Here is an 18658-nt window from a genome sequence, read left to right as displayed (position 1 = left end):
TACAATCGGTCGATTTTTTCGTCTACTGACTTTTAATTAGAAAGCTGTGTTAAAGAACAATGTTGATTTTGAGCTCGCTGTTGATTGGAGCGGAAGGTGCGAGACTCCTGCGGGAGAAGGTGTCACGGGAGACCCCACAGGCGCTATGCGCCGAGGAGGCTCCCGGACTCCCCCGCGGAAAGCGAGCACCTGGAGCGGAAATCAACAACCAGATTTCCAATTGTACGTCTTTATAATTGGAAATTATTATCCATGTAAACATTTTACACCAAAGCGACAAAAATCACTGCGCTTTGGTGAAACTTATATAATTTCGTTACTTTAGCACTAATCATGTCTTATGATAAAAGTCTTTATTTATCGGAACATTCCGAAATATTGTTCCGAGCTATATCTTTTAGGAAACAAAAAAAGGCCCCAAAAGGACTTGTACGTCCCTTTGGGGCCATTCTTCCATAAATTTATCCGAGCAAAAAAATCCTACATAACTCAACTCAAAACTATCTTACCTCAACCCAACCATTCTTAATCGCCACGACAACCGCCTGTGTGCGATCATTTACATTCATCTTCTGTAATATATTACTCACATGGTTTTTAACCGTTTTCTCACTAATAAACAACGCTTCACCGATTCCGCGATTACTTTTCCCATCTGTCAACAGCTGCAGAACCTCGCACTCCCGCCGCGTCAACAAATGCAATGGGCGCCGAATTTCAACCGCCAATGCTCCTGCCACTGTAACAGCACCACCACGATAAAATTGAGCACCATCCTCAACCTTCTCTACCGTTGCCGCTACCAAGCGCCGGTACTCATTCACCACGTTATGGGTCACCTTAGGATGAAGATAACTGCCACCCTCGGACACAACCTTTACCGCTTCAACCAGCATCTCCGCATCCATTTCCTTTAATAAATATCCGCGTGCCCCGGTTTTCAATGCACGCATTACATAATCCTCATCAGCATGAAGCGAAAGCATAATCACCTTTGTATCCGAATCCCTTTCCATTAACTGCCGTGTTGCCTCAATTCCATTCACAATCGGCATATTAATATCCATTAGCACAACATCCGGATTATATGTATCAATTAAGGCAACGGCATCTTGTCCATCCTGCCCCTCAGCCACAACCTTAAAACTAGCCTCAAGCCCTAAAATTCGTTTTACCCCTTCTCTGAATAACTGATGGTCGTCAATAATCACAATACTTGTTGTCATATCTTCGCCCCCTTGTCGCAGCTTCTTTAATGTCCCTTAGATTCATTCTCATTTCTTCAATCGATATGTGGGGATGATGATTATTCTTATAAAACAAAGCCACTCTTTCCTTACATCCAATAAGTACTCTAGTATCTTTGAACATCAAAAACCATTTCATCATCTAATACGCCAGTCACATCGTTCTATATCGTTTTGATCATTAAATTTATCATCAAAGTCTGCCTACACACCCAATAATGATTCTTCATTCAGTCGAAGCAAAACACTGATCAATGCCTGTCCCCTGTAACCGGGAAAATTTTCACAGCTTATTATACTGTTCGAACTCAACCCGTGACTTTTTGAGGGTAGGAATGTGAAACAATAATCATTCAGCAGCATCTCTAAACCGTGCCCAAACACTCAACATAAAATATTTTTCAACTTTAATGGCACAAAGTTCTTATCAATCCTTTCTCCTATCCACCGTCAAAATCTATGCTGTTTGTAATTTTTCCTTATTTTCCCTTTTTGCAATATTCCCATTATAACACAAATCCCTTTCTTCTTATCGCAAATTTTATTACAATCATCATGTAAGGACCTGTCACAATCCAACGATTTAAATCAGTTCCTCCCGCTTTTTGTCAAAAAACAAAGCGATTTGCCGAAACATTTTGTCCTCGGCCAGCTCAATCTAGATGGAACCTCCAGCTAATTTGAGCAGGGACGCCAAAAACCAAAACACAAACAAGCAAGCCTACATAGAAAGAAGTGGTAACATGCTGACCAGTTATTACACTGTCAAAGGTGAAGGCGAACATGAAATCGTCATCCAAAAATCACGCTTTATCGCCCACATCACCAGAGCCGAAACCGAAGAAAAGGCCCAAGATTTCATTCAAAAAATAAAGAAACAACATTGGAACGCCACCCACAACTGCTCCGCCTACCTAATCGGCGAACACGACCAAATCCAGAAAGCCAACGACGACGGCGAACCAAGCGGCACTGCCGGCGTGCCGATCCTCGAAGTCCTTAAAAAGCGCAAGCTCAAAGATACAGTCGTCGTCATCACCCGCTACTTTGGCGGCATCAAGCTTGGCGCCGGCGGACTTATCCGCGCTTACGGCAAAGCAACCTCCGAAGGATTGGATGCAATCGGCATCGTTGAACGAAAACTGATGCGCATCATGCACACCACCGTTGATTACACCTGGCTCGGAAAGCTGGAAAACGAACTGCGCTCCTCTGTCTATGCAATTAAAGAAATCCACTACTTGGACAAGGTTGAAATCGAAACCTATGTTGAAGAAGGCCAAACGCAAAGCTTTATCGATTGGATGGTTGAATTAACGAATGGACAAGGGGAAATAGTAAAAGGAAACACAATTTATTTAGAGCTAGATATCCTATAAATTCAAAATTCTCCAAACCTTTACGAAAAAATTCAAAAAAATACATTTTACGCGAGACAAATTTCGTTGTAAAATGAAAGTTGGTCTATTGGAATTATTGAACCAATTTATTTTTATAAGGAGAATTATTCATGTCTCAATATATAAACTCTTCCCGTTATGATAATAAGAAAAAGAAAAAGAAAAAAGGTAAAAAATTTTTTATGTGGATCCTATTTCCTTTACTGGTTTTCCTTGTAAGTGCAACAGTGTATGGAACCGTCCTTTATAAAAAAGCTGAATCAGTTATAAATGACTCATATAAACCTGTTAAAACAACCCAAAAAAGAGTCGAGAAAGCTGACCCCAAACTCGACAATATTTCTATATTATTAATAGGGGTAGATGAAAGTGAAAAAAGAAACTTTGGCAAGGGATCCAGAACAGATGCCCTAATGGTTGCTACATTGAATGAAAAAGAAAAATCAGTTAAATTAGTCAGTATTCCACGCGACTCTTATGTGAAGATTCCTGGCAGAAAATACAAAGACAAAATAAATCATGCTCATGCCTTTGGTGGAGTTGAACTAACAATAGAAACTGTACAAGAACTATTAGATATTCCTATCGATTATTATGTAAAAATGAATTTCAATGCCTTTATAGATGTAGTTAATTCTCTTGATGGGGTCAAAGTGGAAGTTCCTTATGAAATTGTTGAACAGGATTCAAAAGATCGTGCCGGAGCAATTCGTTTGAAACCGGGTCTTCAAGAACTAAGCGGTGAAGAAGCGTTAGCCTTTGCAAGAACAAGACATAAAGATAATGATATTGAGCGCGGTAAACGCCAGCAAGAAATCGTTAAGGCTGTTCTCAAAAAGGCTGTCTCCTTCAATTCAATTCCAAATCAGTCTGATATGATAGAAGCTGTTGGAAAAAATATGACAACTAATTTAACCTTTGGTGAAATGAAATCTTTAATAGATTATTTAACAGCAGGAACCAATTTAAATATTGAATCATTATCCCTTGAAGGTAGCAATTCCATAATAAATTCTATTTATTATTACCAATTAGATGAACAATCTGTAGAAAATGTTCAAACAAGCCTTAAAACCCATCTCGGTTTACTGGATAGTTTAGAGACAGAAGAAACGAAAGATGCCAAATAAATCGAAGATCCCGATACAACTGTTACAAAAGGTACTAAGGATCGACTTCTAAAAGTATAAATAATTAAAAGGTATAGCCCTAATCTCTACTGTGGGCTATACTTCTTTTTTTCCTGGATACCTTAAGCCCTGGAAAAATTTTATAATTGGTCTGTAGTTATTTCCCGCCAAGCCGATAATCTCAGCAAATAATTCAATCATAAACAGTAAGGAAATAATTAAAGTAAATCCAACCCAAAGGCTAACCCGTGAAAAGACTATGGCAATTATACTAAAAACGGCCGACATTGCATATATGAGAAGGACGGTTTGACGATGGGAAAAGCCAGATTGGATTAGACAGTGATGTAAATGAGAATTATCTGGTGCATATATAGGTTTTTTATTGACGACCCTACGAATAATGGCATAAAAAGTATCTGAAATAGGGACTCCGAGAATAATAGCAGGGATAATGAACGAAATAAACGTTACATTTTTAAAACCTAATAAAGAGAGAACCGAAATCATATACCCCAGAAACAATGCCCCTGTATCTCCCATAAAGATTTTAGCAGGATAGAAATTATAGGTTAGAAATCCAAGGGTACTCCCTAACATAATCAATCCAATAAAAAATACAAATCCATCTCCCATTACAAAAGCCATCCAGGTGATGGTTGTTAAGGCGATACTGCACACACCGGCTGCCAACCCATCCAAGCCGTCGATTAAATTAATAGCATTTGTGATTCCAACAATCCAAATTATTGTTAAAGGTATACTGAATATTCCTAATTCAAGTTGGGCACCAAACGGTAAATTTATGAATGTTACTTGAATACCACCAATGATTACAACAGTTAATGTTGCAAAAAGCTGACCTACAAATTTCATTTTTGCAGGAAGTTCAAATAAATCATCCAAGAGGCCGGTAAGGATAATAAGCATGCTTCCAATTATAATATAAATTGAATTTGGATTATCCGGTCGAACTATCAAAAATCCTGTCATAAAACTTATATATATTGCTAATCCGCCAAGTCTTGGCATAATATTCTTATGTACTTTGCGCTCGTGTGGATGATCGATAGCATTAATTCTAATCGCGAAATTTTTAATAAGTGGCGTAATTATATTGGAACAAGTAAAGCATAAGGCAAAAGCTAAAATCCACATTTGAATGCCCTCCTTGTTACTATCATTACCTATTAAGATGAATAAAAACCAACGAAGTTTCCAGATATTTATTACAACAACATAAACATATCTTGGAAACAAAGTTGGCTGTTATGACCATCACTATCTTAATAAACACAAAAAAGTCTAGGAAACTTTAAAATAGTTTTCTAGACTTTTGTCTTTCTATCTATCTTTTATATTTACTAGCTTAATACCTTTAACAAAAAAATTTAACAATGGCTTATAGTCTTCTTTGATTAGTCCAATTTTTTCTACAATAATCTCAATTGATATGACCAATGCTACTATCACAAATAACGAACCCCATACAGTTGCCTGCGAGAAAATAAAGGCAGCTAAACCAAATATTGCACTCATAACATAAATAAGTAACACCGCTTGTCTATGTGAAAACCCTGATCTCAATAAACAATGATGGAGGTGAGATTTATCTGAAGAGGATACTGGCTGCTTATTTAGCTTTCTTCTTACAATTGCAAAAAATGTATCTGAAATTGGAACGCCTAATATAATTACAGGTATTACCAAAGAAATAAACGTAACGTTTTTAAAACCTAAGAGCGATAAAACCGCTATGATATATCCCAGAAATAAGGCTCCTGTATCGCCCATAAAAATTTTTGCCGGGTAAAAATTGAAAAATAAAAAACCAATTGAGGCCACAGCCACGATAAGAGCCACAATGAATACATACGAATTAACCATTACAAAAGCCATTCCTGCAATCGTTAATAGTGCAATCGATGATACTCCTGCCGCCAAACCATCTAAACCATCAATTAAATTGATTGCGTTCGTAATTCCAATTATCCAAATCATCGTAAGAGGAATACTAAAATAACCTAAGTGGATTTCCCCGCCAAATGGTAGATTAATAAACTTAACGCCCATATCTCCCATTACAACAACAACAAATGCTGCAGCAATTTGACCCACTAGTTTTGTTTTTGGAGAGATTTCCTTAAGATCATCGTAAATTCCAGTTAATATAATAATGATACTCCCAATTAGGATAGGTAGGTGATAGCGGTCATCAGGCTGAAGAATCAAAATCCCAATAAGAAAACTTATATATATGGCCAATCCACCGAGTCTTGGCATGATTTGTTGATGAACTTTGCGAGAACCTGGTTTATCGGTTGCTCCAACTTTAAAAGCTAACTTCTTTATCAATGGTGTCAGGAGAAAAACCGAAAGAAAACAAACCAATAATGTAAGATATAACATACTGCCCCTCCTGTTATCCTATATCTGAAGTAATTACTACACTTTATGCTAAAGAATAGAAATAACATTTAATTAATATATCCTTAAGGATTATAGCACAGAGTGAATAAGAAAGAAACCCAACGTTAATGTAACACCGAAATTAATGGGATAAGTTTCATATTTATAATGTTTAGGAAACAAAAAATTGATCACAGTACTTTTTTCTTTAATAATTGATTCATTATTTATTTTTTATAAATCCTTTCATAAAAAACGCGAACCACAAACCCGGGCAACGCAAGCATTCTTTTCCACCGAGACGGTTGACTAAGTAGTCGATATAGCCATTCAAGATTTAACTTTATCCAAAGACTAGGGGCACGTTTAACATTACCAGCTAATACGTCCAAACTCCCTCCTACCCCAATAAAAATACCCATATTGAAATAGCCGATATTTTGGCTGATCCATTTTTCTTGTTTTGGCATGCCTAATCCGACAAATACTAAATCAGGTTCTAACTCTCGAATGCTTTTTTTAAGAGAAGGATCCTCCCAATCAAAATAACCGTGATGGTATCCTACCATTACAACTCCAGGATAGTTTAACTGAATATGTTGAACGGCTTTTTCTAAAACTTCATGTTTTGCTCCTAATAAATAAACCTTCAAGGTTTTTGTGTTTGCAACTTTTAATAGTTCTAATAACAAGTCAAAACCGGCTACTCTTTCAGGTAAAGGTTGTTTCAGAATGGCAGATGCCTTCACTATTCCAATTCCATCTGCAGTAACATAATCAGCATCATTTATGATGCTTTGATAGGATGTATCTTTTCTGGCACGCATCACAATTTCTGGATTTGCCGTTACAATAAATGTCTTCTTGCTTTCTATTATATGTTCAGTTATTTTTTTGGTAAACGCCTTTAATGTGGTGTTAGTGATTTTAATACCAAGAATATTTATTGTTTCCAAGATAGTTAAAACTCCTTTATCACGATAGTTTTATTGAATATACCATCGTTTTTCAAAATTTTCTATTAAAATTTTACTGATAATTAAACTGGATTTCAAAAAGGAAAATAAACAAAAAAGAGTTAAAAACAACGATTGTTGTTAAAATAACTCTTTCGTTTGCAAATATTATTTACAATACTCGGTATCTGACTGCGGAAAAGACTGTTTATTTTCACAAGGTATTTTATCAACAATTTCATATTCAATATCTCGTTCAATAAATCTTATTCTGTTTGAACTACTATTTCCAAACTTTACTTTAACCTTTGTTCCTTGCTCTTCTAATTCATCAAGTTGTGAATCCACTTGCTTACTTAATTGATATTGACTAGAAAAATGATAGCTAGAAACTAGGATGGTATTTGTAAACAGAATCGCAATAAGGAGCCAGCCCATCATGATTGATATTTTATTTTTTGCTAGGAATGCAAAAATAGCAATAATTATAGGCAAAATCCACAATTGTGGTGTATTGCTTGCCCACCATGCAGCTGATTTTATTACGATCGACAAAAGGATAATCGCCATAGAAATGATTGCGTACCACGTTTTTTTCCGTTCAAAGACAAGAGTAATTAAAAAGACTAGTACTGAAAATAGCACCGCGCTTCCAAACAATGGACCAAAACCACCTACACGTACATCTGGAGATATAAACACTTTTAATTCTTCTTCATCAAGCGTGAATGGTGTTTTTACCTCACTATTCCTAGGTGCAATAGGGTTATCTGATTTTGAAAGTAGAGATCTAGCTATATTTTTTATTACGTTACTGCCTACAAAATTTGCCGGACTATTAGGGGTTATAATATCAATGGATCCTTCACCCGCTAATGGAAAAAAAGGATGATCGTGGTTTACAGTATTTGTTACATACGGATTATACCCAATAAAAGCAATTGAAAAAATTAATGAAGCAAGAACAGGTATAGTAATACGCTTTATAACATCACTCTTTTTAAATAAAAACAAAACAAACAAATAGGCTAGAAAAATGATGACAAAATATTGTAAACCTGTAAATTTAGTATTAATAAGTAAAACAACTGACAAACATAGCATTACTAATTCCCATATTCCATTTTCCTTATAAATTAAGTAACCTAAACAACAAATAATAAGGAATAGTGAATAAACTTGTCCATCCACGTAAAAACTAGTTAGTTGAGTTAAAGTAACAGGGTTAAATGCTAATAAGAATGAAACGATCATCGGTTTTCCAAATTGCTTTGGAAAAATCTTTGATACTGTATAGAAAGAAATGCAAAAAGATGCAATAAGTATTGTGAAATTAAAAACTTTTGTTGTTTCAATTAAACCTGTTATTTCATAGAGCGCTGCTGATAGAATCCATGGACCTTTGGTAAAGTGATTTATCCAAATTTCAGAAACTCCCTGTACAGGGCCACCTAAAAAAGGATTCCACTTATTTGATAATTGATAAATTGCTTCCTGATGATAGGATTGACCATCAAATGATACATCATAAAACTGTAAAACAAATATACCTCCAATTAAAAAGACTCCAATAATGATCCCAAAGTTCCAGTAATAATACTGTATAGGTTCTTTTTTATACATTAAAACTAAACGTAGAAAAATAATAGTTGCAACAAATGCAGCCAAAAAAGTCCCTTTAGTTAGGGATAAACCTGTAAAAAAGATAATACAAGAAAATATCTCAATTGATGCCATAAAGACTATTATAGAGTAACCCACTAACAGCATTAATTCCTTAATATGATTATACATTTTATTTTCTAACGCCCCATTTATTTTTAAATATTATAGATGAGAAGTGTTTTAAATTAAGCCATGATAATTTCTTAATGAAGGAATATCACTCCACTATTTTATCCAACTTACCTTTAAAACAAAACTAACGAGTTCTATTATAAATTATTTTTTTCTAAATTGCTTTTAAAAATTTTATTAATTAAAATTTATTTTAAAAATATGGTTATGTATTATTTTTCTTTTCCATCGAAAACGGTATCATCCGATATTTATACCCAACAAAAAGGGAGGCACTATGACGTGTCCTCCACTTTTTATCTAATCTTGTATTTAGTATAAATTTGATTAAGATTTTTGTCTTTTATGATGAACAGCTGTTTTTACGTGTTCCGTTTTCACCCAAGTATGTTGGTGTCTCCACTTAATTAATCCGACAATTTGTGCATAAATAAAGGTATATGCGTAGTAAAAAATAGAAAATATCATATGAAAGAATCGGAACTTCTGCTTTGTATCGACCTTAATCGCATAATACATCATGAAAATAAATTGATAAGCGAAAATAATTAATGAGAAGATACTTGTTCCAAATAATAAAGGTGTTATCCGACTAGCAAGTTCTGGAATTTCACCAAAATCTGCTGCAATCATATTATATACCACCGATACCAAAACACCAATCAATACAATACTTAATTGAACTGCTTTTGCCATTCCAAACAAATAAAAAAGTTGGTCAGTTGTTTTAAATTTGCCTTTTTCAGTAAGCAACTTTTTCATCATTGGCTTAAAGTTGGTAAAAGCCACGAACCAGTGACCTTGCGACCATCTTGTCCGTTGACGAATACTGATTTTAAAATCTTCTGGTTTTTCGTCATAAACTCGAACAAAGTGATTCCATAATACTCTTCCATTATCTTTTACAATTTCAAGTTCCAACTCAATATCCTCTGTTAAAGACCGGAAACTGAAGCCGCCGTGTTTCATTAAATAATCTAATTTCACAATGAAGCCTGTTCCACCAATTGAGTTTATTAATCCAATACGATACTTTGCTAACTGGAAGAATCGATTTTGAATATAGTAACTCATAGCATAACCTAAAGAAAGACTCGTCGCGGAATTTTTTGAATCAAGATAAGCTTGAATAGCTTCAGGTTCACCTTTAGCAACATACTGAGAGTTTAATTCAGTTAAAATATCTGGATCAACGTGGTTATCTGCATCAAGGATCAATAAACAATCATACTTTTCAGGAAGTTTATCAAAACCTAAATAACGTAATGCGTATTGTAACCCGGCTGGCTTTCCTACACCTTCCCGAGGAAACAATCCTTCGTTAGTGTTAATATATTTCATTCCTAGTTCTTCACAGATTTCCCCAGTTCTATCAGTACTATTGTCATTAACAACAAAAACATCATAAAGGTCCTTATTGTAACGGATTTTATTTAGATTATCTATTGTTGAACCAATAACCTTTTCTTCATTATGGGCAGCAACTAAAATTAAAAATCTTGTTTTATCTTCTATGATATCATAATCGCGTTTTGCTTTTCCAAACCCAAAGAATGATAAAATTACATAATATATCGCAAGAACATTGACGTATACAGCCAAGACTAACATAATCCCTAAAAAGATGTTAACAAATATTTCAACTAAAAAATCCATTTTTCTCCCCCTGCTTTAATATCTCAAGATCGAAATAAGGCAATTCCTCTTATTTAATATATGAAAATTTGAATTTTCTATTCAAAACTAAATCTACATTAACAAAATAGACAATAATTTTAAATAAAATTTTAATATAAACAAAATTAAGAACTACAGGATCCTCTATAAGATTGATGAGGAGCCTTTTTGCCCAAAGAAAAGAGTATCATATCAAGATTAAATCTGCAAGGCTTAATCAATATGGAATATAATTCAACCACCAGAATCTAAACACTTTTCCAATGTGTAAAGAATATACTCCATTGATTTTAACCATTTTTAATTAATAAAAAAAACAATACAATTCATTCCTTGAATAGCATTGCTCATAATTTATTAATCTATATGAGGAAACCCTAAAGATATATTAATTGATATCCCATTTATTTTATAATCTTATCAACATTAAGTCACGCTTTATTTCATCTAATATTTTTTTAACTGTGATATCTTTATCCGTTAATCCCTTATTGTATGCTTTTTGTATTATTTTATAAAAATCACCCTTAGAATAATTAGCATTGGTAATTTTCTTATCCATAAAGTAACCACCCTTTTAATTAATCCTTATATCAGTTTATAAAATATACAAATATAAGTAAATGATTCTCCAATATTTTAATATGAACATTTCATGAAAAAAAATGGGAACACCCATTTCAGAATAAGTGTTCCCAATTAATAATAATATTTTTATAAACTTTATTTTTTTGGATATGTTAAAAAACTCCGTTGATTCTGGTTCATTCGAGAGAAACAATAGTACTCTCGTATGAACCAAAAATTATCCAACAATAATCTTTAACATAGCCTTTTAATTAAAGCTTATTCCTCCTCCATACAACCAACCTTCTTGTCCATCAACCAGGACTCTATACCAGAGCTTATCATAGGGGTAAGCACTTGGATCATTAGGTACATATTTTACATCAGTGTTATAACCTAACACTCTTACCACTTTGCCGGCATTCAAGGTGGATTTAATTGTAGAAGACTGGGTATAAGGAAGCGATCTAAACGTCAACCCATCTGTAACAACCGTTGCATATTTCTCATCCTGATAGTTAATAATAATGCTAGTAGGATATGGCTGACCTGCTGGTATATCCCTTCCAAAGCTAGGTGCCGGAACTGATGACCCTTGTAAAATAGGAGTTTGTGCGTAATATCCCGCATCAAACGGCTTCATCTGTTGCATTAAGTTAGCAATACCATTTGCCCAGTTTTGATCAGTTGCATATCTTACATTCATCCCAACTAAGTTTGGCCCGTTAAAATATGAACCATTTTCGGATAAATAGTCTTTCCTTACAATATACGCTTCGTAATTGATACTATCTAACCCAGTAGGAAAATAGTAGCCACATGTAAATGGACAGGAATCATAAGCTCCATAACCAAAATAGTTATTTTTAAAGGTTTTAAGATTAGAACCTCCCCAACCAGTTTCCCAAATAGCATGTGCAACTAAATATTGAGCGTTTACTCCATATTTATCCTGAGCATCAATGAACGATTGGGCAAGAGCTTTAATCGGGCTATTTGATTGTTTCTTTAAATCAAAGAAATACTCAATTTCCTTTGCGGTAATATTAGCTCTTGTTCTAAGGTCAATTTCCTTAAATGAAGTAGCGAAGACCTGAATCATATCAAATGATAAGCTGGCTCCTACTTCGTTTTCATAGTATTCTACTCTTATTTCATGAATACCGGAGCTTAATGAAACAATGATTTCTTTTGAATTGGCTGCACTATCCACCCACGAATCAATTTTTAATACTCCATCGACATAAACCCTAATTCCATCATCGGCAATAGTTTTAATCTGATAGTTTCCTGTATTAAAGTAAGCTTTTTTGATAAAGCTTGCAGAGAACTTATCTGCCGGAATTAAATTATGCGGTTTATCCGTACCCCAATTAAAATTCAATTGAGTGAGAGGAGATTGTGCTCCATTTCCGCCTAATATCACTGGTTTTCCAGAAAGAGTCATATTTGGGAATAAATAACCAACCCATTGATCGGTATTTACAACCTCATTCATCGGTTGGAGGAAGACTTCTACATTACTGTTTCCAGTCCCCTCATAGTACTGTACTTCAATCCAATGGACATTTTTCTCATCAATGTTGGAAGTTGCATTATCGGTTATAGTTAATGCAACCGCATCTTCGGTCGATCCGTTAGGTGTCCACCGGTCAAGAATCGGCTTACCGTCGACAAGAATACGAATTCCATCATCCACTCTTGCCCTCAGAACATACTCCCCTGCATTAATTCTTTTGGCAGTTCTGTAAATTGCGGAGAAATTGTCTGCCGGCACAACGCCTGGAACCGGACTTGCAGCAAGATTGTTTTCAAATAATGCCTTATTGCTGTCTTTTGGTTCAACTAATTTAACCGCAACTGGTTCTCCGGTTAATGATGGATTCGAATAATACGAAGCCACCCAAGTATCAAATTTAGCGATATTGGAGTAGACAAATGCATTCCCTTTGTCTTCATAATAATTAGTCAGAATGCTGTGTTCACCTGCTGGAACATTCAATAGCAATGCTTGATCCACTTGGCCGCCCGAGTTTGACCATCGATTAATTTTTAACTGTCCATCAACCGTAACCTTAATTCCGTCATCAGCAATAGTTTGAACGAAATAGTCTCCTCCGGAAAGAGTTTGTGTTTGATCAAACACAGCTTCAAAGTTATCAGGTGAGTAGCTGCTTGGGCCTCCGCTGCCCCAATTAAATGAAATTTGTTCATTATTTGAAAAATAGATATTATTTGGCGAGATTTGTTGATAATCCACTTGGATATTGGCATTACCATAACCCTCGGAGTATTCCACAACAATTGTATACTCGCCACTAGGTAAATAGACAGCTTCTTTTTTCGTTTTTAAAACATCACTGTTATTCCAAGCATCCAACACCAACTTATTGTCTACTAGGATTCGAATACCATCGTCAGCTTTTGCTGAAAAAACATAAGTTCCAGCTTCAAGATTTACCTTTTTAGAGAATCGGGCTGAAAAATAATTAGCAGGTACTGAAGCATTAGGTGACCCTAAGCCCCAATTAAAATCCAACTTGGAAATTGGGTTAATCGAGTACTTTCCTCCAGATACGATTGGATTTCCTTGTAAAGATGTATTCGGATAATATTCTGCAATCCAAGTATTATCAATTGAAGTTTGATAGGACACAAGGTTGAACTCGACTTTCCCGTCACCTACATTGTCATAATACTGAACCTCAATCCAATGTACATCCTGTTCCCCTTGTTTTGCCTGAGTTTGATCAGCAATTTCCAGCTTAATTTCATCTTCTCTAAAGGCACTATCCGACCAGCGGTCAATAACCAACTTACCATCGACATATACTCGGATTCCATCGTCCGCTCTTGCTTGAAGGATATATTTGCCCGCAGGTATTCGCTTTGCCGTAGTATATCGAGCAGAAAACTTTTCAGTCGGAACCCCAGTTGCTGGAGCATTGACTCCGAAGTTTTCAGAAAGTCCGTTTTGGACGGTAGGCTGGATTACTTTGGCTTCTGTTGGAATTCCTGACAAGGTCATGTTTGGATAATAATAAGCAATCCAAGAATCAAACGGAACAATATCGGAGAATACATTTGCATTCCCAACATTTTCATAATAGTGAGTTTTCACTGTGTGATTATCCGCTGCAGAAACATTCATCCAAAGCGCTCTATCAATGGCTCCGCCTGAATCAGACCAGCGATTGATTAACCATTGTCCGTCTGCTTCTACCTTGATTCCATCATCAGCTAAAGTTTGAACAAAATAATCACGGTTTGGATAACTTCCTGATTGATCAAAGATTCCAGTAAAGCGATCTGTTGGTACTCCTTTAGGACTACCTGATCCCCAGTTATAATGAACCGTTCCACCTATCTGAACAGGCATATTGGCAAATCTTTGATAACCAACATTTACACTTGCACCACCAACATTTTCAAAGTACTCAACTTTTATGGTGTGTTGGCCGCTCCCCAAGGAAATCTGTCCACTTCGAATGCCATTATTTGAATCATTCCAAGAATCAATAACAAGTTGATTATCCACCCAAATTCTTAGCCCGTCATCTGCAGTTGCATTAAACAAGTATAGACCGGACTCAAGATTTACTTTTTGAACAAATCTTGCTGAGAAACGTTCAGCAGGTATCGAAGCAAGAGGTGAACCCAATCCCCAGTTAAAGTCTAGCTTGGAAATTTGATTGATAGAGTTTTTTCCGCCTACTACATATGGGGTACCTTGTAAGGAAGTATTTGGATAGAACTCAGCAAACCAAGCACCATCTATTGCATTTTGGTATGGCTCAAGGTCTAACTCTACTTTCCCTTCGCCGACTGTGTCGAAATACTGAACCTCGATCCAGTGTACATCCTGCTCCCCTTGTTTTGCCAATGGGTTATTAGAAATGCCTAGCTTAATCGCGTCTTCTCTGAAGGCGCTATCTGTCCACCTGTCGATTACTAGCTTTCCATCAACATACACCCGGACTCCATCATCTGCTCTTGCTCGAAGAATATATTCTCCTGCCGCTACACGCTTAGCAGTAGTATATCGAGCGGAGAACTTTTCTGCCGGAACTCCAGCTGCCGGACTATAGACTCCAAAGTTTTCAGAAAGTCCATTTTGTGCTGTGGGCTGAATAACCTTGGCCGCTGTTGGAACGCCTGACAAGCCTTTATTCGGATAATAATATGCAACCCAAGTATCAAATGGAACAATATCCGAAAACACACTTGCATTCCCAACATTTTCATAATAGTGTGTTTTCACTGTGTGCTTTTCCAACCCGGATACATTCGTCCAAAGCGAGCGGTTAATGTCCCCTCCAGAATCTGACCATCGGTTGATTAACCACTGTCCATCTGCTTCTAACTTGATTCCATCATCAGCTATAGTTTGGACAAAATAATCTCCATTCGGGTAGTACCCAGATTGGTCAAATATCCCTGTGAAACGGTCTGCAGGTATTCCTGCTGGACTTCCGCTCCCCCAGTTGTAATGAACTGTTCCACCTATCTGAACAGGCATACTGGTGTATCTTTGATATCCAACATTAACACTTGCACCACCAACATTTTCGTAGTACTCAACTTTTATGATGTGTTGGCCGCTCCCCAAGGAAATCTGGCCGCTTCGAATACCACTGTTTGAATCATTCCAAGAATCAATAACAAGCTGATCATCGACCCAAACTCTTAGTCCATCGTCTGCCATTGCATTAAATAAATACATACCGGATTCAAGATTTACTTGTTTTGTAAATCTTGCAGAGAAACGTTCAGCTGGTATGGAAGTATGTGGTGAACCTAAACCCCAATTAAAATCGATGTTGGAAATTTTATTAATAGAGTTTTTCCCACCTAATACATATGGGGTACCTTGTAAGGAAGTGTTCGGATAGAATTCAGCCAACCAAGAATCATCTACTGCATTTTGGTATGGCTCAAGGTCTAACTCTACTTTCCCTTCACCGACAGAGTCGTAATACTGTACCTCAATCCAGTGCACATCCTGCTCTCCTTGCCTTGTCAGAGAGCGATCGGCGATTTCTAATTTAATCGCATCCTCTCTGAATACACTGTCCGTCCAACGGTCAATTACCACTTTCCCATCCACATATACCCGGATTCCGTCATCTGCTCTCGCTCGGAGAATATATTCACCTGCTGAAATCCTTTTCGCAGTAGTATAGCGAGCGGAGAACTTTTCTGCCGGAACGCCAACAGCTGGACTATATACTCCAAAGTTTTCAGAAAGTCCTTTTCGTGCTGTTGGCTGAATTACTTTAGCAGCAGTTGGAATCCCTGACAAGCTTGTATTTGGATAATAATAAGCAACCCAGGAATCAAAAGGAACGATATCGGAAAATACACTTGCATTTCCAACATTTTCATAATAGTGAGTTTTCACCGTGTGCGGAAGTAGAGCAGATACACCTGTCCAAAGAGCACGGTCAATCGTTCCACCTGAATCTGACCAACGGTCAATTAACCACTGACCATCGGCTTCAACTTTGATTCCATCATCTGCTAATGTTTGAACAAAATAATCTCCAGCCGTATAATTCCCGGATTGATCAAAGATTCCAGTGAAATGGTCTGCAGGTATTCCTGTTGGACTTCCGCTTCCCCAGTTGTAGTGAACAACAGTTCCCTTAGGAGGCTGAAAAATTGCCTCTTGTGCATCGGCTGTACTTGATATCCCTAAAGTAAGCTGCAATGCCATTATTCCAACAAACGTTTTTCGATATATTAAGTTTTCAAACAAATCGGTCAAACCCCTCCTACTATATTAATATTTTTGTATTCAAATAATAAAAAGATACAAGTTTGTATCTTTAGGATTATAATAGCATAATTTATAGTAGAATTTAGCTTTTATTTCTCTCTTTTTTGTCATAAACAGACAATCCATTTTATGATATAAATCATTACATAAAAAAAGACAACAAAAAGTTGTCTTTTTTTATTATTAGGCCTTATTAAACAACACTATTGATTCTGGCTCATTTGAGAGAAACCATGGTTGCTCTCGCCTTTCAGCATAACTTCAATATCAATCCCATTACTCTCATTATTTTGCCGTTTTAAAAACCACATACCTACTGGCAAAATAATTCATAATAACGACCACGACGTTTGCAACTACTTTTGAAAATAAGTCGTCAATATTCATCCACTCCACCATCAAAATCATTAAGGATAAATCTACTAAGTAAGATAATAGACGAAAAATAATAAAGGATAAAAATTCTTTTGTTATGAGAATAAGATTAGTCTCTTTACTGTTAAAAACATATAACTTATTTGTAATAAAGGCGAAAAGAACTGATATGATCCATGCGATTGTTGTGGCCAATTTATAATCCACATGGAACATTTTTGCCAAAATACCATAGCTGACAATATTAGTAAGAGTGGTAAGCACTCCAAACACCAGATAATTTACAACCTCTTTTTTATTTTTCATGCTAATCTCCTACTTTGCAGGTGTGTGTTCACGACGACTAATTTCATTCTGATTTCTTCTGTCATTTAGAACCTTTTCATTATTGTATTCATCCACAAAGTACAAGGGACGATTCTTCGTTTCGTTAAATATTCTTCCTAAATATTCCCCAATAATCCCTAAAGAAATTAATTGGATCCCACCTAAAAATAGGATGACAGTCATCAACGAAGGATAACCGGCAACATTTTCTCCAAATAAAAGAGTCTTTGAAATAATCCAGATTATATAAACAAACGCAAAAAAGGAAATCACACACCCAAACATGGCGGATATTCTTAATGGAGTCGTTGTAAATGACGTAATTCCCTCAATTGCTAAGTCCATTAACTTAAGATAGTTCCATTTTGTTTCCCCTGCAGCACGAGGGTCCCGATCAAATAGTATTTCTTTTTTATTGTATCCGATCCAGCTAAACATTCCTTTTGTATATCTTTGAGTTTCTCTTATTTGCTTCAGGGCTTCTACGCAGCGACGATCAAGCAATCGAAAATCTCCAGTATTCTTTTGGATTGGAATTCGTGTCATTTTTTGCAAAATTTTATAATAGGTGGAAGCGGTCGTCTTTTTCAACCATGATTCTCCCGCTCTTGACCTTCTTTTTGCAAAGACATCATCATATCCCATTTCCCAATATCTAATCATTTCTGGAATAAGCTCCGGTGGATCTTGTAAATCTGCATCAATGATAATCACAGCGTCACCGGCAGCATAGTCCAGCCCAGCTATCATTGCGGTTTCTTTCCCAAAATTTCTCGATAGATTTACATAGGAAATATTATGGTCTTTTTCCCTTAATGATTTAATCTGTTGTAAAGTACTATCCTTACTTCCATCATTGACAAATAAAATTTCAAAATCATAAAAAGGAATTGTACTAATGACTTTATTTAGTCTGTCATACAATTGTTGCAGCACTTCTTCTTCGTTGTAGGCAGGAATTAAGATTGAAATTTTTTTCATATTACAGCTCACC

13 protein-coding genes are annotated in these 18658 nt (G+C 35.9%); 2 read left to right on the top strand and 11 right to left on the bottom strand.

What is annotated here, in order from left to right:
• Positions 1–500: 500 nt before the first annotated feature.
• Positions 501–1226, bottom strand: a complete 726-nt coding sequence (locus ACI48O_RS19455) for a response regulator (protein WP_435563512.1) — start codon at positions 1224–1226, stop codon at positions 501–503.
• Positions 1201–1389 carry a hypothetical protein gene (locus ACI48O_RS19450; protein WP_435563511.1) on the bottom strand — a complete coding sequence of 63 codons (189 nt, stop codon included), beginning with the start codon at positions 1387–1389 and terminating at the stop codon, positions 1201–1203. Before ACI48O_RS19450 ends, ACI48O_RS19455 begins: the two co-directional genes overlap by 26 nt.
• A gap of 601 nt (positions 1390–1990) precedes the next feature.
• Here ACI48O_RS19450 and ACI48O_RS19445 point away from each other — a divergent pair.
• Positions 1991–2626, top strand: a complete 636-nt coding sequence (locus tag ACI48O_RS19445) for a YigZ family protein (protein WP_435563510.1) — start codon at positions 1991–1993, stop codon at positions 2624–2626.
• A gap of 131 nt (positions 2627–2757) precedes the next feature.
• Positions 2758–3777, top strand: coding sequence for an LCP family protein (locus ACI48O_RS19440; RefSeq protein WP_435563509.1), 1020 nt, complete (start codon positions 2758–2760; stop codon positions 3775–3777).
• A 96-nt stretch (positions 3778–3873) separates the two neighbouring features.
• On the opposite strand, the gene ACI48O_RS19435 is transcribed toward ACI48O_RS19440, so the two are convergent.
• From ACI48O_RS19435 to ACI48O_RS19395, 9 genes are all read right to left on the bottom strand, one after another.
• A complete protein-coding gene (locus ACI48O_RS19435) occupies positions 3874–4935 on the bottom strand; it encodes a glycosyltransferase family 4 protein (RefSeq protein ID WP_435563508.1) in 1062 nt (353 codons plus the stop codon).
• Between the two features lie 186 nt (positions 4936–5121).
• Entirely contained in the window at positions 5122–6186 is a 1065-nt protein-coding gene (locus tag ACI48O_RS19430) for a glycosyltransferase family 4 protein (RefSeq protein WP_435563507.1), read from the bottom strand.
• 227 nt (positions 6187–6413) lie between these two features.
• The gene (locus ACI48O_RS19425) at positions 6414–7142 is read right to left on the bottom strand and encodes a WecB/TagA/CpsF family glycosyltransferase (RefSeq protein ID WP_435563506.1); all 729 of its coding nucleotides are present in this window, start codon (positions 7140–7142) and stop codon (positions 6414–6416) included.
• A gap of 168 nt (positions 7143–7310) precedes the next feature.
• Positions 7311–8936, bottom strand: coding sequence for a hypothetical protein (locus tag ACI48O_RS19420; protein WP_435563505.1), 1626 nt, complete (start codon positions 8934–8936; stop codon positions 7311–7313).
• A 330-nt stretch (positions 8937–9266) separates the two neighbouring features.
• The gene (locus tag ACI48O_RS19415; protein ID WP_435563504.1) at positions 9267–10595 is read right to left on the bottom strand and encodes a glycosyltransferase family 2 protein; all 1329 of its coding nucleotides are present in this window, start codon (positions 10593–10595) and stop codon (positions 9267–9269) included.
• Between the two features lie 430 nt (positions 10596–11025).
• Positions 11026–11178 carry a YwzD family small protein gene (locus tag ACI48O_RS19410; RefSeq protein WP_435563503.1) on the bottom strand — a complete coding sequence of 51 codons (153 nt, stop codon included), beginning with the start codon at positions 11176–11178 and terminating at the stop codon, positions 11026–11028.
• A 273-nt stretch (positions 11179–11451) separates the two neighbouring features.
• Positions 11452–16950: a PA14 domain-containing protein gene (locus tag ACI48O_RS19405; RefSeq protein WP_435563502.1), complete on the bottom strand. Its 5499-nt coding sequence runs from the start codon at positions 16948–16950 to the stop codon at positions 11452–11454.
• 297 nt (positions 16951–17247) lie between these two features.
• Positions 17248–17643, bottom strand: coding sequence for a GtrA family protein (locus ACI48O_RS19400; RefSeq protein ID WP_435563501.1), 396 nt, complete (start codon positions 17641–17643; stop codon positions 17248–17250).
• A gap of 9 nt (positions 17644–17652) precedes the next feature.
• Positions 17653–18645 carry a glycosyltransferase family 2 protein gene (locus ACI48O_RS19395; RefSeq protein ID WP_435563500.1) on the bottom strand — a complete coding sequence of 331 codons (993 nt, stop codon included), beginning with the start codon at positions 18643–18645 and terminating at the stop codon, positions 17653–17655.
• Between the last annotated feature and the right edge of the window lie 13 nt (positions 18646–18658).

The organism is Neobacillus terrisolis, from assembly GCF_051233475.1.
GTDB lineage: Bacteria > Bacillota > Bacilli > Bacillales > Cytobacillaceae > Bacillus_BU.
This window is presented reverse-complemented; position numbering and strand designations above follow the sequence as displayed.